This is a genomic window from Rhodopseudomonas sp. NSM (genome assembly GCF_052445935.1).
In the GTDB taxonomy this organism is placed as follows: domain Bacteria; phylum Pseudomonadota; class Alphaproteobacteria; order Rhizobiales; family Xanthobacteraceae; genus Rhodopseudomonas.
The window spans coordinates 282,037-300,814 of the sequence record NZ_JBQTCH010000007.1; the positions used below are offsets into that span (position 1 = coordinate 282,037).

General features: G+C 66.6%; 21 protein-coding genes and 1 pseudogene. 20 read left to right on the top strand and 2 right to left on the bottom strand.

The window, feature by feature from the left end; translation table 11 throughout:
• Window positions 1-11: 11 nt before the first annotated feature.
• Complete coding sequence (locus ACTZWT_RS18975) at window positions 12-470, bottom strand: hypothetical protein (RefSeq protein WP_444771227.1); 459 nt, start codon at window positions 468-470, stop codon at window positions 12-14.
• Between the two features lie 283 nt (window positions 471-753).
• Here ACTZWT_RS18975 and ACTZWT_RS18980 point away from each other — a divergent pair.
• Together ACTZWT_RS18980 and ACTZWT_RS18985 are read left to right on the top strand one after the other, a co-directional pair.
• Window positions 754-1,043: pseudogene (locus ACTZWT_RS18980) on the top strand (FAD-binding protein); the annotation flags it as partial.
• A gap of 202 nt (window positions 1,044-1,245) precedes the next feature.
• Entirely contained in the window at window positions 1,246-1,617 is a 372-nt protein-coding gene (locus ACTZWT_RS18985; protein WP_444771228.1) for a hypothetical protein, read from the top strand.
• Between the two features lie 152 nt (window positions 1,618-1,769).
• On the opposite strand, the gene ACTZWT_RS18990 is transcribed toward ACTZWT_RS18985, so the two are convergent.
• Complete coding sequence (locus ACTZWT_RS18990; RefSeq protein ID WP_444771229.1) at window positions 1,770-2,936, bottom strand: NADH:flavin oxidoreductase/NADH oxidase; 1,167 nt, start codon at window positions 2,934-2,936, stop codon at window positions 1,770-1,772.
• Window positions 2,937-3,132: 196 nt separating this feature from the next.
• Between ACTZWT_RS18990 and ACTZWT_RS18995 the strand changes: the two genes are divergently transcribed.
• From ACTZWT_RS18995 to ACTZWT_RS19080, 18 genes are all read left to right on the top strand, one after another.
• Complete coding sequence (locus ACTZWT_RS18995; protein WP_444771230.1) at window positions 3,133-4,128, top strand: Bug family tripartite tricarboxylate transporter substrate binding protein; 996 nt, start codon at window positions 3,133-3,135, stop codon at window positions 4,126-4,128.
• A gap of 25 nt (window positions 4,129-4,153) precedes the next feature.
• Window positions 4,154-5,056 (top strand): LysR substrate-binding domain-containing protein, encoded by a 903-nt coding sequence (locus ACTZWT_RS19000; protein WP_444771231.1) that lies wholly within the window; start codon window positions 4,154-4,156, stop codon window positions 5,054-5,056.
• 143 nt (window positions 5,057-5,199) lie between these two features.
• Complete coding sequence (locus ACTZWT_RS19005; protein WP_444771232.1) at window positions 5,200-6,318, top strand: 4-oxalomesaconate tautomerase; 1,119 nt, start codon at window positions 5,200-5,202, stop codon at window positions 6,316-6,318.
• 120 nt (window positions 6,319-6,438) lie between these two features.
• Entirely contained in the window at window positions 6,439-7,467 is a 1,029-nt protein-coding gene (locus ACTZWT_RS19010) for an amidohydrolase family protein (protein ID WP_444771233.1), read from the top strand.
• 1 nt (window position 7,468) lies between these two features.
• A complete protein-coding gene (gene ligK, locus ACTZWT_RS19015) occupies window positions 7,469-8,164 on the top strand; it encodes a 4-carboxy-4-hydroxy-2-oxoadipate aldolase/oxaloacetate decarboxylase (RefSeq protein ID WP_444771234.1) in 696 nt (231 codons plus the stop codon).
• Window positions 8,164-9,099: a DUF1932 domain-containing protein gene (locus ACTZWT_RS19020; protein ID WP_444771235.1), complete on the top strand. Its 936-nt coding sequence runs from the start codon at window positions 8,164-8,166 to the stop codon at window positions 9,097-9,099. Before ligK ends, ACTZWT_RS19020 begins: the two co-directional genes overlap by 1 nt.
• 103 nt (window positions 9,100-9,202) lie before the next feature.
• Window positions 9,203-10,117, top strand: coding sequence for an amidohydrolase family protein (locus ACTZWT_RS19025; protein WP_444771236.1), 915 nt, complete (start codon window positions 9,203-9,205; stop codon window positions 10,115-10,117).
• A 128-nt stretch (window positions 10,118-10,245) separates the two neighbouring features.
• Window positions 10,246-10,635, top strand: coding sequence for a protocatechuate 4,5-dioxygenase subunit alpha (gene ligA / locus ACTZWT_RS19030; RefSeq protein WP_444771237.1), 390 nt, complete (start codon window positions 10,246-10,248; stop codon window positions 10,633-10,635).
• Window positions 10,635-11,489, top strand: a complete 855-nt coding sequence (locus ACTZWT_RS19035; RefSeq protein WP_444771238.1) for a class III extradiol dioxygenase subunit beta — start codon at window positions 10,635-10,637, stop codon at window positions 11,487-11,489. The genes ligA and ACTZWT_RS19035 overlap by 1 nt, the downstream gene beginning before the upstream one ends.
• 1 nt (window position 11,490) lies before the next feature.
• On the top strand, window positions 11,491-12,450 hold the full coding sequence (locus ACTZWT_RS19040; RefSeq protein ID WP_444771239.1) for a Gfo/Idh/MocA family oxidoreductase: 960 nt from the start codon (window positions 11,491-11,493) through the stop codon (window positions 12,448-12,450).
• A gap of 193 nt (window positions 12,451-12,643) precedes the next feature.
• Window positions 12,644-13,048 (top strand): hypothetical protein, encoded by a 405-nt coding sequence (locus tag ACTZWT_RS19045; protein WP_444771280.1) that lies wholly within the window; start codon window positions 12,644-12,646, stop codon window positions 13,046-13,048.
• A gap of 108 nt (window positions 13,049-13,156) precedes the next feature.
• Window positions 13,157-13,558 carry a phosphoribosyl-ATP diphosphatase gene (gene hisE, locus ACTZWT_RS19050; protein WP_444771240.1) on the top strand — a complete coding sequence of 134 codons (402 nt, stop codon included), beginning with the start codon at window positions 13,157-13,159 and terminating at the stop codon, window positions 13,556-13,558.
• 66 nt (window positions 13,559-13,624) lie between these two features.
• Complete coding sequence (locus ACTZWT_RS19055) at window positions 13,625-14,206, top strand: YqaA family protein (protein WP_444771241.1); 582 nt, start codon at window positions 13,625-13,627, stop codon at window positions 14,204-14,206.
• Window positions 14,207-14,262: 56 nt separating this feature from the next.
• On the top strand, window positions 14,263-14,874 hold the full coding sequence (locus ACTZWT_RS19060) for a hypothetical protein (protein ID WP_444771242.1): 612 nt from the start codon (window positions 14,263-14,265) through the stop codon (window positions 14,872-14,874).
• Between the two features lie 133 nt (window positions 14,875-15,007).
• Window positions 15,008-15,979: an NAD(P)H-dependent flavin oxidoreductase gene (locus ACTZWT_RS19065; protein ID WP_444771243.1), complete on the top strand. Its 972-nt coding sequence runs from the start codon at window positions 15,008-15,010 to the stop codon at window positions 15,977-15,979.
• A gap of 148 nt (window positions 15,980-16,127) precedes the next feature.
• Complete coding sequence (locus ACTZWT_RS19070) at window positions 16,128-16,904, top strand: thioesterase family protein (RefSeq protein ID WP_444771244.1); 777 nt, start codon at window positions 16,128-16,130, stop codon at window positions 16,902-16,904.
• 136 nt (window positions 16,905-17,040) lie between these two features.
• The gene (locus ACTZWT_RS19075; RefSeq protein ID WP_322514552.1) at window positions 17,041-17,295 is read left to right on the top strand and encodes a hypothetical protein; all 255 of its coding nucleotides are present in this window, start codon (window positions 17,041-17,043) and stop codon (window positions 17,293-17,295) included.
• Window positions 17,296-17,435: 140 nt separating this feature from the next.
• Complete coding sequence (locus ACTZWT_RS19080; RefSeq protein WP_444771245.1) at window positions 17,436-18,236, top strand: hypothetical protein; 801 nt, start codon at window positions 17,436-17,438, stop codon at window positions 18,234-18,236.
• The last annotated feature ends 542 nt before the right edge of the window (window positions 18,237-18,778 follow it).

Consider the following 18,778-nt stretch of genomic DNA (forward strand, 5'->3'; position numbering starts at 1 on the left):
GCGAGCTCCCGTTACCGCGAGGCGGAGGCCTGTGCGTCCATGTAGCACGGGCGGTACATCGACATCAGCTGCTTGCCGCGCAGGAAGATCATCTGCCGCGTCAACCCGCCGCGTTTGGCGATCCAGCGGCGGATCTCCGCCGGATACATCGTGTACAGCATATGCGTCGCTTCGGGATTGGTGATCGCGCGGCCGTTGGAGCCGAGATCCCAGGCGGCGTGGAAACCGAGATTGGCGCGCGAGGTGACGCAGATCTTGTGGTGCGGCACGGCGCCGAGGACGATGGTGCAGGCCGAGGCGCACAGACCGTCGATCACCACGGTCTCGCCGGAGGACCGAAGGCTCTGATATTTGTCGACATAGGTTCCAATCCGGCCGCCGCGATCATCCGCGATCCGGACCACGGCGTGACCGGACGCCACACCGCCGAGAAGCAGCACAGCCGCAAGCAACCCCGTCAGCAATCTCATGGCCCCGCCCCAGTCGACTTTCCAGTCAGCTCAGTTCCAAGTCTGCCTGCTTCCCGTCCCGATCAGGCGCGCCTGATTCACGACACCGTCAGCGTGATTTCGGATCGGGTATTTGTCCAGATCGCGGGGCTGCCTCGAATTAAATTCAAATCGAGTGTTGCAGGCGGGATGCAGTGGGGCGCGAGTGGGGTCCCAATCTGAAACAGCATCGGCCCAAAGCCGTTGATCGCGTCGCATCGCGCGCGGTTCAATCGGTTCCTGACGGGGAACGCCATGACGACAGATGCGCACCGCGAAGCCGCACAAGATTCTGGATCCGGCCTACGGCCCGCTGATCGCGGTGCGGCTCAACATCCTCACCCGCAAGACGCTGGGCGGCTTCGAGACCGATCTCGACGCCCGCGTGTTCGGCCAAGGCGGGGCGATCATTCCGGGCTGTACGCGGTCGGCGAGGCCGCCGGCTTCGGCGGCGGCGGCCTGCACGGCGATCGCTCGCACGAAGGCACGTTTCTCGGCGGCTGTCTGTTCTCCGGCCGCAATGCCGGCCGCGCGGCGGCGAATGCGGTGGCGTGACGGCAGACGGCATCGCCGGTCACCAACGCGTTCGAGGGCGCGGGGGCCGGGATCACGTCCAACCGCCGCGCAAGTTGCGCCGAACGTAGCAAGCCGCCGTTAATGATCTCCGTAAAGGTTGATTCCGCTCCGTCGTTGACGGCGCGAAGCAGCGAACCCAATGATCGCGCAAGAATTGTTCAAGCCCACGGGGACGCCGACCATGTCACGCATCGCGATTGCTCTGATCGTTTCCGCCGCGGCCGCCGTCGCGGCCCCGACCGCCGCTTCGGCCTGCTACGGCTGCTACGCGCCGCCGCCGTGCCAGACCTGTTACCAGCCGCAATACGTGCCGCCGCAATATCAGTCCGTGCAGGAGACCGTGATGGTCGCGCCGGGCCGCGTCGTCGCGCATCGCACGCCGGCGCAGTACCGCACCGTGATGGTGCCGAAGACCGTGATGGTCGCGCCGGAAGGCGTCGAATACGAGCGCATCCCGCCGCAATATGCGACGCGCGAGCGGGTCGAGATGGTGGCGCCGGCACAGGTCTACTACGCGCCGGTTCGTCCGCGCTGCGGCGGCTGCGGCTGGTAAAAGCGCAGTCCGCTATCGAGCCGTCAGGGCGGGGCATGACCGAACTGAGTGAGCCACCCCGTCATTGCGAGCGAAGCGAAGCAATCCAGTAGCGTGCGCTGCGCTGGATCGCGTCGTCGCTTCGCTGCTCGCAACGACGGACCGAGGCTGCCTCAGCCCCGCCGGTGCGGCAGCTTGCGGCCTTCGAGCTTGCGCAGACCGGCCTCGCGGCGCTCCAGCCACCAGCCGTATTGCTTGGGCCAGTCGACGAACACCTCGTCGTCGGCTTCGGTGAGTTCGAGCTGGGCGTGCAGCGTCCAGTTCGGATCGAACAGCGCCTCGCGGCCGATCGCGATCAGATCGGCCTGACCCTGCTCGACGATCGATTCCGCCTGGTCCGGATGCAGAATCAACCCGACCGCGATGGTCGGAATATCGGCCTCCTTGCGGATGGTTTCGGCGAACGGCACCTGGAAGCCGTAGCCGCGCGGAATCCGCGCCGCCGTGGCGGAGCCGAGCAGTCCGCCCGACGAACAATCGATGATGTCGGCGCCGCGCGCTTTGGCTTCCCTTGCGAACATCACCGAATCGGCGAGTTCGATGCCGCCCTCGACCCCGTCGACGGACGAGACCCGCACCGACAGCGGCAGCGTATCAGGCCAGGCCGCCCGCACCGTCTCGATCACCTGCAGCGGAAACCGCATCCGGCCGTCGCGGCTGCCGCCGTAAGCGTCGGTCCGGGTGTTGGACAAAGGCGACAGGAACGAATGCAGCAGATAGCCGTGGGCGCAATGCACTTCGAGCATCTCGAAGCCGGCCTCGACCGCGCGCAGGGTCGCGGCGCGCCAGGCATCGAGCAGTTCGTCGAGCTGATCCTCCGAGAGTTCCTGCGGCGTCAGCCAGCCTTCTTCCATCGGAACCGGGCTCGGCGCGACGATCGGCCACGGTTGGTCGCCGCGCGCGAGATCCTCCGCGGTCAGCGCCGCGTTGCCGTACCACGGCCGCTGCATGCTGGCCTTGCGGCCGGCATGGGCGAGCTGGATCGCGGGCACCGCGCCGTTATCGCGCAGGAACGCGGCGATCCGCTCCAGCGGCTTGATCTGGCCGTCATGCCACAGCCCGAGATCGCCATGGGTGATACGGCCATTGGCGGTGACGGCGGTGGCTTCCACCATCACGATGCCGGCGCCGCCCTGGGCGAACTTGCCGAGATGGACGAGGTGCCAGTCGTTGGCGACGCCGTCGACGGCCGAATACTGGCACATCGGCGAGATCAGGATGCGGTTCTTGGCGGTGATGCCACGCAGGGTGATCGGGCGGAACAGCGGCGGCTGCGACATCGGCGACTCCACAGCTCTGAGTGATTGATCAACACGACGGCATCAGGGTCTGCACCGCGAAAACGGCAGCGTCAATCCGGCGCGCGGACGCGGCGCGTACAGCCCGCCCGGCGGAATTCGGCGGTCCCGCGTGACGCCGGTCAATGGCTTGCTGTGATTGTTAAATCGGGCGCTTTCGGACTATCGTCGGAAGATGATGCTGATCAGCCGACAATGCACTCGCCGCCTCGCCGCGATCGTCGCCGCGCTTGCGCTCCTGACCGGACTGCTGCCGGTCGACCGCGCCGGCGCCGAGGGACTGTATCCCGCACGCCCCGTCCGCATCGTCGTGCCGTTCGCCGCCGGCGGCGTCGCCGATATCACCGCGCGTCTGGTGGCCGACAGGCTCGGCGCCAAGCTCGGCAGCCGCTTCTACATCGAGAACCAGCCCGGAGCCGGGGGAATCGCGGCGGCGCGCACCGTGATCTCGGCGCAGCCCGACGGCTACACGCTGGCGCTGCTGTCGAACGGCACCGCGATCAGCGCCTCGCTGTTCAAGAAGCTGCCGTTCGACCCGGTCAAGGATTTCGCGCCGGTTTCGACTCTGGGCTATTTCGACTTCCTGTTCGTGGTTCGCGCCGATGCGCCGTTCAAGACGATGGAAGACTTCATCAAGGCGGGCAAGCAGAGCCCCGGCCGGTTCAATGTCGGCACCATCATTCTCGGCAGCACGCAGAATCTCGCGGCCGGCATGTTCAGGACCGCGGCGGGGATCGACTTCGTCGTGATCCCGCACCGCGGCACGCCGGACGTGCTGGTGTCGCTGCTGCAGGGAAATCTCGACATGGCGATCGACAGCTACTCGGCGCTGAAGGGCAGCCTCGCCGACGGCAAGGTCCGCGCGCTGGCGTCCTCGGGACCACTGCGCTCCAAGATCACGCCGAAAGTGCCGACGCTGCGCGAGAGCGGGCTGGAGGTGAGCATCGAATCCTGGAACGCGCTGTTCGCGCCCGCCGGCACGCCTCCGGCGGTGATCGGCGCGCTGAACGGCGCACTTCAGGAGATCCTCGCCGAGCCGGCGCTGAAGAAACAACTGCTCGACCTCGGCGTCGACGCGCGCGGCTCGACGCCGGACCAGCTCGCCACGCGACTGCGCACCGACATCGAGAAATGGAAGGCGGTGATCGACGCCTCCGGGATCGAGAAACAATAGCCGCCCCTCCGGGCAAGGCGCTTCCATGAATCTCAAGCAGCTCGAATATTTCATGCGCGTGGCCGAGCTCGGCTCGTTCAGCAAGGCTGCGATGATGCTCGATATCGCCCAGCCGGCGCTGAGCCGGCAGGTCCGCGGGCTGGAGACCGAGCTCAACCAGCAACTGTTCCTGCGCAACGGCCGCGGCGTGGCGCTGACCGAAGCGGGACGGCGGCTGTTCGACCACAGCGTCGGCATCATGCAGATGGTGGCGCATGCGCGCGAGGATCTCGGCGCCAGCCGCGACGCGCCGGTCGGCCGCGTCACCATCGGCCTGCCGCCCTCGATCGGGCGCCAGCTCACGCTGCCGCTGATCGACCGCTTCAAGCGCGAACTGCCGGCGGCGCGGCTGGCGATCGTCGAGGGGCTGTCGTCGCATATCGTCGAATGGGTCACCACCGGCCGCGCCGATGTCGGGCTGGTGTACAATCCGGAAGCGCAATCCGGCATCGACATCACGCCGCTGCTGCAGGAGCCGCTCGGCCTCGTCAGCCGGGCGCCGAAGGGCAAGCGCGCCCGGCCAGCGCCGCCGCTGCCGTTCAAGGAACTGTCGACCTATCCGCTGATCGTGCCCGAGCGTGTCCATGCGATGCGCCGGCTGCTCGAGACCCAGGCGGCGCTCGCCGGCGTCAAGCTCGACATCGCCTGGGAAGTTTCCAGCGTGCCGTCGATCATCGAGCTGGTCTGCGCCGGCTACGGCCATGCGGTGCTGACCGCGAGCGGCGTCGCCGCCTCACCGCGCGCCGCCGAGCTGAGTATGCGCAGGCTGGTCGATCCCGCGGCCACCAGCGCGCTGTGCCTCGCAGTGTCCGCTACGAGACGGCCGACGCCACTCGCGCAATATACCATGCGGCTGTTGACCGAACTCGCGCGCGGCCTGCCGAACTGAACCCGCCGCAAGCGGCCCGTGCCGGGGCGGCATGGCGATACGCATTCGCCATGCCTTAACCCGATAGCTGTTATTGAGACGCGGCGGTGGCGTCATGCGCCCGCCATCGCCACAATGGTCATAACAATCCGGGAAGGAAGCGAATGCAAACGGCCATCCCCTGCCTGTTCATGCGCGGCGGGACCTCACGCGGCCCGTTCTTCAACGCAGCCGATCTGCCCGACGATATCGCCACCCGAGACAAAGTCCTGCTCGCGGTGATGGGCTCGCCCGACCGCCGCCAGATCGACGGACTCGGCGGCGCGCATCCGCTCACCAGCAAGGTCGGCATCGTCTCGAAAGGCTCGAAGCCGGGCGTCGATCTCGATTTTCTGTTCGCGCAGCTGCAGCCCGACAAGGACAGTGTCGATACCACGCCGAACTGCGGCAACATGCTCGCCGCGGTGGTGCCGTTCGCGCTGGAAACCGGACTGGTGCAGCCGCAGGGCGACGCCACCACGCTGCGCGTGCTGACGCTCAACACCGACATGCAGTGCGATATCACGGTGCAGACGCCGGGCGGCCACGTCGCCTACGAGGGCGAGGCACGGATCGACGGCGTGCCGGGCACCTCGGCGCCGATCAAGATCAACTTCCTCGACACCGCGGGCTCCGTCGCGCCCGGCCTGCTGCCGACCGGCCAGGTCCGCGACGTCATCGACGGCGTCGAGGTGACCTGCATCGACAACGGCATGCCGCTGGTGATGTTCAGGGCCGAGGCCGTCGGCCGCACCGGCTATGAGGGCGTCGCACAGCTCAATGCCGACACCGACCTCAAGGCGCGGCTGGAGCGGCTGCGGATCGCCTGCGGCCACGCGATGCAGCTCGGCGACGTGACGTCGAAGAACTACCCGAAGATGACGCTGATCACCGCGCCGCGCGCCGGCGGCAGCATCACCACCCGCAGCTTCATTCCGCATGTCTGCCACGACGCCATCGGCGTGCTCGCCGCCGTCACCGTCGCCACCGCCTGCGTGCTCGACGGCTCGGTGACGCAGGGCATCGCGCAGGTGCCGGACGGCGCCGTGAAGCAGATCTCGGTCGAACACCCGACAGGCGAATTCTCGGTCGAGATCGAGGTCGATCCGGCCAATCCGCAGACCGTCACCCGCGCCGCCTTGCTACGCACCGCGCGGCTGTTGATGCGCGGCGACGTGATGGTGCCCGGCTCGGTGTGGGACGGCAAGCAGACCGGCGACGCGGCGGCGCGGCGCGCGGGATGAGACATGAACATCCGTCATTGCGAGCGAAGCGAAGCAATCCAGAGCGCCGTGCACTGAGCTGGATTGCTTCGTCGCTTCGCTCCTCGCAATGACGAGCCGAACGACTGACAAGGACACCCGATGATCATCGACATTCACGGCCACTACACCACCGCGCCGAAGGCGCTGGAAGACTGGCGCAACCGCCAGATCGCCGGCATCAAGGACCCGTCGCAGATGCCGAAGGTGTCCGAGTTGAAGATCAGCGACGACGAGCTGTGCGCCTCGATCATCGACAACCAGCTGAAGAAGATGCAGGAGCGCGGCAGCGACCTCACGGTGTTCAGCCCACGCGCCTCGTTCATGGCGCACCACATCGGCGACTTCAACGTGTCCTCGACCTGGGCTTCGATCTGCAACGAGCTGTGCCACCGCGTCGCGCAGCTGTTCCCGGACAACTTCATCGGCGCGGCGATGCTGCCGCAATCGCCGGGCGTGGACCCCAAGACCTGCCTTCCCGAACTGGAGAAATGCGTCAGGGACTACGGCTTCGTCGCCATCAACCTCAATCCGGATCCCTCCGGCGGGCACTGGACCTCGCCGCCGCTCAGCGACAAGCAGTGGTATCCGATCTACGAGAAGATGGTCGAGCTCGACATCCCGGCGATGATCCACGTCTCGACCAGCTGCAACGCCTGCTTCCACACCACCGGCGCGCACTATCTCAACGCCGACACCACCGCCTTCATGCAGTGCCTGACATCGGACCTGTTCAAGGATTTCCCGACGCTGAAATTCGTCATCCCGCACGGCGGCGGCGCGGTGCCGTATCACTGGGGCCGGTTCCGCGGGCTGGCGCAGGAATTGAAAAAGCCGCTGCTGAAGGATCATCTCCTCAACAACATCTTCTTCGACACCTGCGTGTATCATCAGCCCGGCATCGACCTGCTGACCAAGGTGATCCCGGTCGACAACGTGCTGTTCGCCTCCGAGATGATCGGCGCGGTGCGCGGCATCGATCCGGAGACCGGGTTCTATTACGACGACACCAAGCGCTACATCGAGGCGTCGACCATCCTGACGCCGGCCGAAAAGCAGCAGATCTACGAAGGCAATGCGCGCCGCGTCTATCCGCGGCTGGACGCCGCCCTCAAGGCCAAGGGGAAGTAGCATGACTGTACGGATGAACGATCTCGGCATCGTCAAACGCAACATCACCCGCGCCGACAAGGCAGCGGTCGAGAAACTGTCGCGGTTCGGCGTCGCCACCATCCACGAGGCGATGGGCCGGGTCGGGCTGATGCAGCCCTATATGCGGCCGATCTACGCGGGCGCGCACGCCTGCGGCACCGCCGTCACCGTGCTGCTGCAGCCCGGCGACAACTGGATGATGCATGTGGTGGCCGAGCAGATCCAGCCCGGCGACGTCGTGGTGGCGGCCTGCACCACCGACAACACCGACGGTTTCTTCGGCGATCTGCTCGCGACGAGTTTTCGCGCCCGCGGCGCCAAGGGACTGATCATCGACGCCGGCGTGCGTGATGTCCGCGATCTGACGCAGATGCAGTTCCCGGTGTTCTCCAAGGCGATCCACGCCAAGGGCACCGTGAAGGCGACGCTCGGCTCGGTCAACATTCCGGTGGTGTGTGCCGGCGCCTATGTGGTGCCCGGCGACGTGGTGATCGCCGACGATGACGGCGTCGTGGTCGTGCCGGCCGCCGTCGCGCAACAAGTCGCGGACGCAGCCGCGGCGCGCGAGGCCAACGAGGCCGACAAGCGCCAGAAGCTCGCGAGCGGCGTGCTCGGCCTCGACATGTACAAGATGCGCGAGCCTTTGGAAAAGGCCGGGCTGAAGTATATCGACTGATGAGCAGCGATCCGAAACAGTGGCGCATCGGGCTGGTCGGCTACGGCGAGGTCGGCAGGATCCTCGCCGAGGATTTTCGCGCGCAGGGCGTCGAGGTTGCGGCTTATGATGTGAAGCTGGGCGACAATCGCGCGGGTCCGCTGCGCGACCACGCCGCCGCGCATGGCGTGACGCTGGCGACGTCGCATGCCGATCTCGCCGCGTGCAGCGACTTGATCGTTTCGGCGGTGACGGCGAGCCAGACCGTGGCGGTCGCCGAAGCCTGCACCGGCGCGCTCAATCAGGGCTCGTGGTTTCTCGATTTCAACTCGGCCTCGCCCGGCGCCAAGCTACGCGCCGCCGCGCTGATCGAGAGCGCTCATGGCCGCTACGTCGAAGGCGCGGTGATGACCTCGGTGCCGCCCTATCGGATCAAGGTGCCGCTGCTGCTCGGCGGTCCGCACGCCGCCGAACTCGCGCCATTGCTTGGCGCGCTCGGCTTCGATGCCAAGGCCGCCAGCGACAGGCTCGGCGTCGCCTCGGCGACCAAGATGTGCCGCAGCATCATGATCAAGGGGCTGGAAGCGATGGTGATCGAGAGCTTCACCACCGCGCGGGCCTACGGCGTCGAGGATTCGGTGATCGCCTCGCTGGCCGAGACCTTCCCGTCGATCGACTGGGAGAAGCAGGGCGCGTATTTCTTCCAACGCGTGATCGAACACGGCCGCCGCCGCGCCGAAGAAGTCCGCGAGGTCGCGCAGACCGCGCGCGAGGCCGGGCTGACGCCGTGGTCGGCGCAGGGCACGGCCGAGCGCCAAGCCTGGGTGGCGGATCTGGCAGATGAGGGTCTGTTCGGCGAGCGCGGCAGCGAGAGCTTCGCGCGTAGTCCCGACTGGCGCGTCGAGGCGGATCGCATTCTGGCAAAGGTGAAGGACGATCAGGGGCGAAAGTCGTGATCGCAAATTTGAGCGCGGGACGCACCATCTCCCCTCCCCGCGAGGGGAGGGCAAAGAGGCCGCGATCACCGAGCAGAACTCTTACGATGAGAATGAGCTTAGAATGACCTTCGAAAAAACCCCCTGCTGGCTCGATTGGTATCAAGGCCCCTCGAAGCCGCGGTTCAAGGTGCCGGCGGGCTCCGTCGATGCGCATTGCCATGTGTTCGGCCCGGGCGATGAATTCCCGTTCGCGCCGGAGCGCAAATACACGCCGTGCGACGCGTCGAAGCAGCAGCTTTATGCGCTGCGCGACCATCTCGGCTTCGCCCGCAACGTCGTGGTGCAGGCGACCTGCCACGGCGCCGACAATCGCGCGATGGTGGATGCGCTGGTGCATTCGAACGGCAAGGCGCGCGGCGTCGCCACGGTGAGGCGCAGCGTCAGCGACGCCGAACTGCAGGCGATGCACGATTCCGGCGTGCGCGGCGTGCGCTTCAATTTCGTCAAGCGGCTGGTCGACTTCACCCCGAAGGACGAGCTGGTCGAGATCGCCGAGCGGATCAAGCAGCTCGGCTGGCACGTGGTGATCTATTTCGAGGCGGTCGATCTGCCGGAACTGTGGGACTTCTTCACTGCGCTGCCGACCACCGTGGTGGTCGACCATATGGGGCGCCCGGACGTCGGCAAGCCGGTCGACGGGCCCGAGTTCGAGCTGTTCGTCCGTTTCATGCGCGAGCATCCCAACGTCTGGTCGAAGGTGAGCTGCCCGGAACGGCTGTCGGTGAGCGGCCCGCCGGCGCTCGGCGGCGAGCAGAATGCGTACCGTGACGTGGTGCCGTTCGCCCGCCGCATCGTCGAGACATTCCCGGACCGCGTGCTGTGGGGAACCGACTGGCCGCATCCGAACCTGAAGGACCACATGCCCGACGACGGCCTGCTGGTCGATTTCATCCCCCACATCGCGACGACGCCGGAACTTCAGCGCAAACTACTCGTCGACAACCCGATGCGGCTATATTGGCCGGAGGAGAAGTAACTCACCGTCATGCCCGGGCTTGTCCCGGGCATCCACGAAGGCAGACGATCCGCAGCAAAGACGTGGATGGCCGGGACAAGCCCGGCCATGACGGGAATAACAACACGAAAGGCAGAGGAGAAACCGCCATGCCCCTCGACAAACCCTATACCGACGTTCCCGGCACGACGATCTTCGACGCCGACATGTCGCGGATGGGCTATCATCTCAACCAGTTCTGCATGTCGCTGATGAAGGCGGAGAACCGCGCCCGCTTCAAGGCCGACGAGCGCGCCTATCTCGACGAGTGGCCGATGACCGAGGAGCAGAAGCAGGCGGTGCTCGACCGCGATCTCAACCGCTGCATTTCGCTCGGCGGCAACATCTATTTCCTCGCCAAGATCGGCGCCACCGACGGCAAGAGCTTCCAGCAGATGGCGGGCTCGATGACCGGCATGACCGAGGAAGAGTATCGCAACATGATGGTCGGCGGCGGCCGCTCCGTCGAAGGCAACCGCTACACCGGGGAGAAAAAGTAATGGCCCGCATCACTGCCAGCGTCTACACCTCGCACGTGCCGGCGATCGGCGCCGCGATCGACACCAAGAAGACCGGCGAAGACTATTGGAAGCCGGTGTTCAAGGGCTACGAGTTCTCCAAGGAGTGGCTGAAGAACGAGAAGCCGGACGTGATCTTCCTCGTCTTCAACGATCACGCCACCGCGTTCAGCCTCGACTTCATCCCGACCTTCGCGATCGGCACCGCGGCCGAATACACGCCGGCCGACGAAGGCTGGGGTCCGCGTCCGGTGCCGAAGGTGATCGGCCATCCCAGGCTCGCCGGGCATATCGCGCAGTCGGTGATCCAGGACGATTTCGATCTCACCATCGTCAACAAGATGGACGTCGACCACGGCCTCACCGTGCCGCTCAGCCTGATGTGCGGCGAGCCGCAGGCCTGGCCCTGCCCGGTGATCCCGTTCGCCGTCAACGTCGTGCAATATCCGGTGCCGTCGGGCCGGCGCTGCTACATGCTCGGCCAGGCGATCGGCCGCGCGATCCGCTCCTACGACGAGGATCTCAACGTGCAGATCTGGGGCACCGGCGGCATGAGCCATCAGTTGCAGGGCCCGCGCGCCGGCCTGATCAACCGCGAATGGGACAACGCCTTCCTCGACCAGCTGATCGCCGATCCCGATGCGCTGTCGAAGAAGCCGCATATCGACTACGTCCGCGAGGCGGGCTCCGAAGGCATCGAGCTGGTGATGTGGCTGATCGCGCGCGGCGCGATGAGCGACGCCGCCGGCGGCGCCAAGCCCAAGGTCGCGCATCGTTTCTACCACGTCCCGGCCTCGAACACCGCGGTCGGTCATCTGATTCTGGAGAACGCCTGATATGGCCAAAGCGATCAAGGTCGCGCTCGCGGGTGCGGGCGCGTTCGGCATCAAACATCTCGACGGCATCAAGAACATCGACGGCGTCGAGGTGATCTCGCTGATCGGGCGACGGCTCGAGCCGACGAAGGAGGTCGCCGACAAATACGGCATCAAGCACGTCTCGACCGAGCTCGCCGACGCGCTGGCGATCAAGGACGTCGACGCCGTCATCCTGTGCACGCCGACCCAGATGCACGCCGAGCAGGGCATCGCCTGCATGAAGGCCGGCAAGCACGTCCAGATCGAGATTCCGCTGGCGGATTCGCTGGCCGATGCGCAAGCGGTGGTCGATCTGCAGAAGAAGACGGGACTGGTTGCGATGTGCGGCCACACCCGCCGCTTCAACCCGAGCCATCAATACGTCCACAACAAGATCAAGGCCGGCGAGCTGAACATCCAACAGATGGACGTGCAGACCTACTTCTTCCGCCGCACCAACATGAACGCGCTCGGCCAGCCGCGCAGCTGGACCGACCATCTGCTGTGGCATCACGCCGCCCACACCGTCGATTTGTTCGCCTATCAGGCGGGCTCGCCGATCGTGAAGGCCAACGCGGTGCAGGGCCCGATCAACCCCGATCTCGGCATCGCGATGGACATGTCGATCCAGCTCAAGGCGGAAAACGGCGCGATCTGCACGCTGTCGCTGTCGTTCAACAATGACGGCCCGCTCGGCACCTTCTTCCGCTACATCGGCGACACCGGCACCTACATCGCCCGCTACGACGATCTGGTGAACGGCAAGGAAGAGAAGATCGACGTCTCCAAGGTCGACGTGTCGATGAACGGCATCGAGCTGCAGGACCGCGAATTCTTCGCCGCGATCCGCGAAGGCCGCGAGCCGAACGCCAGCGTCGCCCAGGTGCTGCCGTGCTATCAGGTGCTGCACGACCTCGACCGGCAGCTTTCGAAGGACTGAACGCACAGCCGTCGAACGAGCCGTCATGCCCGGCAGCCTGGGCATGACGGCTCAGTATCTCGGAACTGCCCGACGGCTGACGATGATCACCACCCGGCGGAACCTTGTGTTTCGTCGGGGGAACCTTACGTATCAGATCCGGGTTGTTACTCGTTGGCCGATACGCGGCCGCCCGTCAGGCGGAGGTTCCCAGATGTTGAAGCAGAGAATTTTGCGACCCGCCGGCACCCGAGCCGTCGTCATCGCGATGGTCGCGGCGCTGGCGCTGCCCGCCTTCGAGCCGACCGCTGCCGTCGCAGCGCCGAAGCCCGCCGGCATGACCGCCCACGAAATGACCGATATCAGCGCCGCCAGGAAGCGCCGCCACGTCCGGCGCGGCGGCGGCAACAATGCCGCGGCGGCCGCGGCCTTTGCCGGGATCATCGGCACCATTGGTGTGATCGCCGCAAGTCAGGCACGGCGCGACTACTACGGGAGCCGTTATTATTACGGCCCGCAATACGGCCCGCAGCCCTACGGCTATTACGGGGGTCCGGGATACATCGGCGGCGGCCAACCGGGATATGGCTACGGAAATGGCTATTATTACGGATATTGACCGTTCCTGATCGTCCGTCTCCGGGCTGCGCCTCCAGCGCGTCCATTTGCCTCGACAGGGGGTCGCCGGATTTACGCAACCGACATCGATTCTCGTTAGGCTCACTAGATGGCTGATTCGGTTGAGCGACTCTATCAGGCGGTGTTGCTGGCGCGGGATCTCGATCCCGCGACCTCGCGTACGGCCCGGCTGTTCCGCGGCGGTTCCGGCAAAATGGCCAAAAAACTCGCCGAGGAGGCGATCGAAGTGGTCATCGACGCGGTCAATGGCGACCGCGAGGCGGTGATCCGGGAAAGCGCCGATCTGATCTACAACCTCACCGTGCTGTGGGCCTCCGCCGGGGTGCGCCCCGACGACGTCTGGGCAGAAATGGGCCGGCGCGAGACCCTGTTCGGAATCGCCGAGAAACTTCCCAAATCGGCGCTGAAACTCGCCGAACCGGTGACGCCGCGCCCGGCACGGCGCCCGATCGCCCCGCTCGAAGCCCGCGCGGCGCGCAAGCGGAACTGACTGTCGTTCCGGCCCTGTCATAACTGCGGAATGGACAAATCCGCCCCGGGATGGTTGATCGCGGCCATGCTGAGACGAATTTACGACTGGTGCATCGACGCCGCCCACAAGCCCTATGCCCTCTGGATCCTGGCGATGGTCTCCTTCGCGGAGAGCTCGTTCTTTCCGATCCCGCCGGACGTGATGCTGATTCCGATGTCGCTGGCGCGACCGGAGCGGGCGTGGTTCTACGCGGCGCTTTGCACCGTGACGTCGGTGCTCGGCGGCATTGTCGGCTATGCGATCGGCGCGCTGCTGTACGACTCGGTCGGCCACTGGCTGATCCAGCTCTACGGCTATGGCGACAAGGTCGAGACCTTCCGCGCCGGCTACGCCGAATGGGGCGCCTGGATCATCCTGCTGAAGGGCCTCACCCCGATTCCCTACAAGCTCGTCACCATCACCTCGGGCTTTGCCGGCTACGACATCTGGCTGTTCATCCTGTTCTCGATCATTGCCCGCGGCGGCCGCTTCTTCGTGGTCGCGATCGTGCTGAACCGCTGGGGCGTGGTGATCCGCGAGCAGATCGAAAAGCGGCTGACGATGTGGGTGACGATCGGAGCCGTCGTGCTGGTGCTCGGCTTCGTCGTCGCCATCAAGCTGGTCTAGCCGGGCAGGACGTGAAGCGACTTCTCCCTGTCAACACAACGGCGTAGGCTCACGCCATGCCTGCCTCGATCCGACCGCTGTTCCGGCGACGATCTTCGTGCCTGGTCGCCGTGGCGATCACGGCGCTGGCCGCGACCGGGCCGGCCGGCGCGCAGCAGCCGCGGCCTCCCGAAGCGCCGGCGCCGCGTGAGAATCCCGGCCTCGTCAACGAAATCGGCAAGCTGCTGAAAGACCCGTCGCTGCTGCTGCCGGATTTCGCGAAGCCGGACAGCGGCAAGCCCGACGCGCCGGTCCCCGAAGCGCCGGCCGCGCCGCCGGCGCCGCAGCCGGCCGTCAATTCCCCTCCGCCGGCTTCTCCGCCGCAGCGGCCGCCCGCGGTGCCGGCCGCGCCCGCACCATCGCCGCCGCCCGCAGCTTCACCGCCCGCCTCGCCGACCATCCCGGCGATGATCACCGGCCGCCAGGTGTGCCCGGCTTCGGCCAACGGCGCGCCCGATTGCGCCGCCGGCGCCGTCATCCTGTGCCGGAGCAAGGGCTATCAGGACGGCCGCAGCCTCGCGATCGACGCCACCGAGAAGTGTTCGGCCAAGCTGCTGATCCCCGGCCGCGCCCGCCAGCCCGGCGACTGCCGCACCGAAAATTTCGTCACACGGGTTTGGTGCCAGTAGCGCTACGAGTTTTTCGCGCGCTTGCGTCGAAACGCTGCGATTTTCCGCATCGACGCCTTGCGGGCGGTTTCTCCAGTTGCTTTTGTGTCGCCGCGGTTTGCACCGCCAAACACAACAAAAGGAGACATCCGGAATGCCCATGCCTGCATTGTTCAAGGGCCGCCTGTCGATCCCGGTGATCGGCTCGCCGCTGTTCATCATTTCGACGCCCGATCTGGTGATCGCGCAATGCAAGGCCGGTGTGGTCGGCTCGTTTCCCTCGCTGAATGCGCGCCCGGCGGCGCTGCTCGACGAGTGGCTGCATCGCATCAAGGAAGAGCTCGCCGCCCACGACAAGGCGCACCCGGAGCGGCCCTCCGCGCCGTTCGCCGTCAACCAGATCGTGCACAAATCCAACAACCGGCTCGATGCCGACCTGGCGCTGTGCGAGAAGCACAAGGTGCCGATGCTGATCACCTCGCTCGGCGCCCGCGAGGAGCTGAACCAGGCCGCGCATAATTGGGGCGGCATCGTCTTCCACGACGTCATCAACCAGCGCTTCGCCCACAAGGCCGTGGAGAAGGGCGCCGATGGCCTGATCCTGGTCGCGGCCGGCGCCGGCGGCCATGCCGGCATGCAATCGCCGTTCGCTTTCGTCACCGAGACGCGGAGCTGGTACGACGGCCCGATCGCGCTGTCGGGCGCGATCGGCAACGGCCGCGCGATCCGCGCCGCCCGCGTGCTCGGCGCCGACTTCGCCTATATCGGCTCGGCCTTCATCGCCACCACGGAGGCCAACGCGGTGCCGCGCTACAAGGAGATGATCACCACCTCCGGCGCCGACGACATCGTCTACTCCAATTTGTTCACCGGCGTGCACGGCAACTATCTGAAGCCGTCGATCGTCGCCGCCGGCATGGACCCGGACAATCTCGAACAATCCGATCCGACCAAGATGAATTTCGGCACCGACGAATCCGGCGAGCGCGCCAAGCCGAAGGCCTGGAAGGAGATCTGGGGCGCGGGCCAGGGCATCGGCAGCATCACCGGCATCGTGCCGGTCGCCGAAATGGTCGCGCGCTTCAAGCAGGAATACGACGCCGCGATCGACCCGCCGCTGGCGTAGGTCGGCTCGCCCCCTCGCTCGTCATTGCGAGGAGCGAAGCGACGAAGCAATCCAGAAAGCCATGTGTCCGGCGCTTCTGGATTGCTTCGCTTCGCTCGCAATGACGGTGTCGAGGCTTTGATCTGTCGCCTGCACTTCGGATGAACCAATGGACGCGATCTATCGCATCGACGGCAACAACATCGAGACCAGCGGCTACGCCGCGGGCCCGTGGAATCCGTCGATGCAGCACGGCTCGCCGCCGTCGGCGCTGGTGGCGCATCTCGCCGAACAGATGCCGGCGCCGGTGCCGATGCATGTGGTGCGGGTGACGGTCGACCTGTTGCGGCCGGTGCCGGTCGGGCCGCTGACCTACCAGACCGAAGTGCTGCGCGAGGGCCGCAAGATCCAGCTCTGCGCGGTACGGCTGTTCTCGAACGGCGTCGTCGTGGTGAGCGCCAGCGTGCTCAAGGTCCGCAACGCGCCGCCGGAGCTGCCGGACCACATCGAGCATCCGGCGCTCGACGTGCCGCTGCCCGACGACTGCCCGCCGCTCGACGTCGGCTTCACCCGCAATCCGTTCGTCGGCGGCATGTCGCTGCGCAAGGTGTGCGGCGGCTTCGGCTCGATCGGCCCCGGCAAGACCTGGTATCGCGCCGACCGGCCGCTGATCGAAGGCCGACCGACCTCGCAGCTGATGCGCGCGGTGATCGCCTCCGACTTCAGCAACGCGACCTCGTCGGTGCTCGACTTCAAGCACTGGACCTTCATCAACGCCGACCTCAACGTGTTTCTGGCGCGGCAGCCGGTCGGCGACTGGATCCTGCTGAACTCCGAGATGTGGCTCGGCCCGGACGGCGCCGGCACCGCGTCGTCGCGGCTCGCCGACGTGCAGGGTTACTTCGGCCGGGCGATCCAGAATCTGGTGATCGAGCGGCGCCCGTAGTTCGACGAGATCCGGCGGCGCCCGCTTAAACCGCGCGTTAACCATCCCGGGACCAACAATAGGCCTGCCGCGACGCGGGGGCCTCGACGCTTCGATGCTGCCGCGCCGGCGCCTCGGCATCGAAGTGGACGCTGGCATGTTGTACTCCGAAAAGACTCCCGCTTCTCTCGACGAGATCAGGGCCCGCGTGGCGCGTGCGCTGCACCGTCATCCGCTGTGCCGCGACGTGCGGTTCGAAATCGTCTCGACGCCGCGCACCCGAAAGGGCGGCAACTGGACGATCAGCATCCAGGCGGTCGCGCCCGACGCATTGTGGGAAGCGTCCGAGATCGTCTCCGATATCCAGGAAGCCTACGAACTCGCCGTCGTCGCCGAAAGCCGGGCGGCCTGACGCCACCACGGAACCCGCATCGTCCGACGGAGCTCGCGCGAGGCGCGGCCAAGACGGCGCCGGTATCCGGTGCCGAGCCATATTTCCTCTGCATTTATGCGCGAAACGGACAGGCGTTCGTCACCGCGACGGAGACCAGCTTGACGAAAGCAGCAACCCTTCTGGCTGTGGTGTGCCTCCTGATCGCGGGCGCCTCCGCCGCCACCATCCTGGCACGCGCGAGCGTACCGGCCGCCGGAGTGCCGATCGCAAGCGCCGCGATGGCCGGTCCCGGAACGGGCGCGATCGCGATCCCGGTGAGCAACCGGGCGAACAAATCCGACAGGCTGGCGTCGGCGGCCACCCCGTCTGAGCTGTCGTTGCCCGCGCTGCTGTCGTCCGAGCCGTTGGTGCCCGATCCGTCGGTGTCCGACCCCTCGGCCGAGGACGCCGCCGCGCCGAGCGCCGCCGCACAGCAGAAACCGTCGACGCAGAAGCCGGTGCAACTGGCCTATGCCACCGACGACGTCGGCGACCTCGCGGTCGGCGCGTTGCCCGATCCGGCCGACAGGGCTGCCAGTTCCGCGCCCGGCACCAGCCTGCCGCCGGTGATCGCCACCGCGCCGGCGCAGAAGCCGAAGTCGGCCGCCAAACCGAAGCCGCCGGCGCTGCTCAGCGATGCGCAGATCTCCCAGCTCAGGGGCCGGCTCAATCTGTCGTCGTCGCAGGAATATTACTGGCCGTCGGTCGAGCAGGCGCTGCGCGCGATCGGCCGCAAGCTGCACGCCACCCGCACTGTCGCCGACAGCGGCCCGCCGCCGATCGATCCCGACAGCGCCGAAGTCCAGCAGCTGAAATACGCCGCGATGCCGCTGCTGTTCCAGCTGCGCGAAGACCAGAAGCAGGAAGTCCGCAAACTCGCCCGCGCGATGGGGCTGGAGCAGGTCGCGCAGGCGATCTGAGCTGAACTCGGCGACCGCTGCTCGAAGCGGTCGCGCTGCTTCTTGCGGCGTGATTTCCGGGCTCGACCCGGCAATCCATCCTCTTCGCAGAATGCCTCCTTGCTCGGCGCGCGACGCGCGCGATGGATGCGCGGGCCTCCGCCGCGCCGAAGGGGCTTCGGCCCCGCAGGCGGGTCAAGCCCGCGCGTGACGGGCGTGAGTGGTGATGCGCGGCGCCACACAGAGCGTGTTGCGACGACCGGTTGAATCCGCCCAGTGTTCCAGAGCGTGCGTGGCAGGCGCACCACGAACTAACCAGCGCTCTGGAATACTGGGTCGCCCGCCTGCGCGGGCGATGACGGGGGTGAGTGGTGCGAGCGCTGCGACCATCCCGACGCCGTCATCCTGAGGTGCTCGCCCGCAGGGCGAGCCTCGAAGGATGCGGAGACGCGTGCAGCCGGTGCCTTGCGGCCCATCCTTCGAGGCTCGCTGCGCTCGCACCTCAGGATGACGGAGTGCGAGTTGAGCACCTGCGCGCGGCGACTGATTCGAACTTTAAACAG

Coding starts and splice junctions, on each gene's coding strand:
- ACTZWT_RS18995 (WP_444771230.1), top strand. CDS start 3,133: ATGCTGATCAGCCGACAATGCACTCGCCGCCTCGCCGCGATCGTCGCC.
- ACTZWT_RS19020 (WP_444771235.1), top strand. CDS start 8,164: ATGAGCAGCGATCCGAAACAGTGGCGCATCGGGCTGGTCGGCTACGGC.
- ACTZWT_RS19035 (WP_444771238.1), top strand. CDS start 10,635: ATGGCCCGCATCACTGCCAGCGTCTACACCTCGCACGTGCCGGCGATC.
- ligA (WP_444771237.1), top strand. CDS start 10,246: ATGCCCCTCGACAAACCCTATACCGACGTTCCCGGCACGACGATCTTC.
- ACTZWT_RS19075 (WP_322514552.1), top strand. CDS start 17,041: ATGTTGTACTCCGAAAAGACTCCCGCTTCTCTCGACGAGATCAGGGCC.
- ACTZWT_RS18975 (WP_444771227.1), bottom strand. CDS start 470: ATGAGATTGCTGACGGGGTTGCTTGCGGCTGTGCTGCTTCTCGGCGGT.
- ACTZWT_RS19025 (WP_444771236.1), top strand. CDS start 9,203: ATGACCTTCGAAAAAACCCCCTGCTGGCTCGATTGGTATCAAGGCCCC.
- ACTZWT_RS19055 (WP_444771241.1), top strand. CDS start 13,625: ATGCTGAGACGAATTTACGACTGGTGCATCGACGCCGCCCACAAGCCC.
- ligK (WP_444771234.1), top strand. CDS start 7,469: ATGACTGTACGGATGAACGATCTCGGCATCGTCAAACGCAACATCACC.
- ACTZWT_RS19045 (WP_444771280.1), top strand. CDS start 12,644: ATGTTGAAGCAGAGAATTTTGCGACCCGCCGGCACCCGAGCCGTCGTC.
- ACTZWT_RS19010 (WP_444771233.1), top strand. CDS start 6,439: ATGATCATCGACATTCACGGCCACTACACCACCGCGCCGAAGGCGCTG.
- ACTZWT_RS19005 (WP_444771232.1), top strand. CDS start 5,200: ATGCAAACGGCCATCCCCTGCCTGTTCATGCGCGGCGGGACCTCACGC.
- ACTZWT_RS18985 (WP_444771228.1), top strand. CDS start 1,246: ATGTCACGCATCGCGATTGCTCTGATCGTTTCCGCCGCGGCCGCCGTC.
- ACTZWT_RS19040 (WP_444771239.1), top strand. CDS start 11,491: ATGGCCAAAGCGATCAAGGTCGCGCTCGCGGGTGCGGGCGCGTTCGGC.
- ACTZWT_RS19070 (WP_444771244.1), top strand. CDS start 16,128: ATGGACGCGATCTATCGCATCGACGGCAACAACATCGAGACCAGCGGC.
- ACTZWT_RS19065 (WP_444771243.1), top strand. CDS start 15,008: ATGCCCATGCCTGCATTGTTCAAGGGCCGCCTGTCGATCCCGGTGATC.
- ACTZWT_RS18990 (WP_444771229.1), bottom strand. CDS start 2,936: ATGTCGCAGCCGCCGCTGTTCCGCCCGATCACCCTGCGTGGCATCACC.
- ACTZWT_RS19000 (WP_444771231.1), top strand. CDS start 4,154: ATGAATCTCAAGCAGCTCGAATATTTCATGCGCGTGGCCGAGCTCGGC.
- ACTZWT_RS19060 (WP_444771242.1), top strand. CDS start 14,263: ATGCCTGCCTCGATCCGACCGCTGTTCCGGCGACGATCTTCGTGCCTG.
- hisE (WP_444771240.1), top strand. CDS start 13,157: ATGGCTGATTCGGTTGAGCGACTCTATCAGGCGGTGTTGCTGGCGCGG.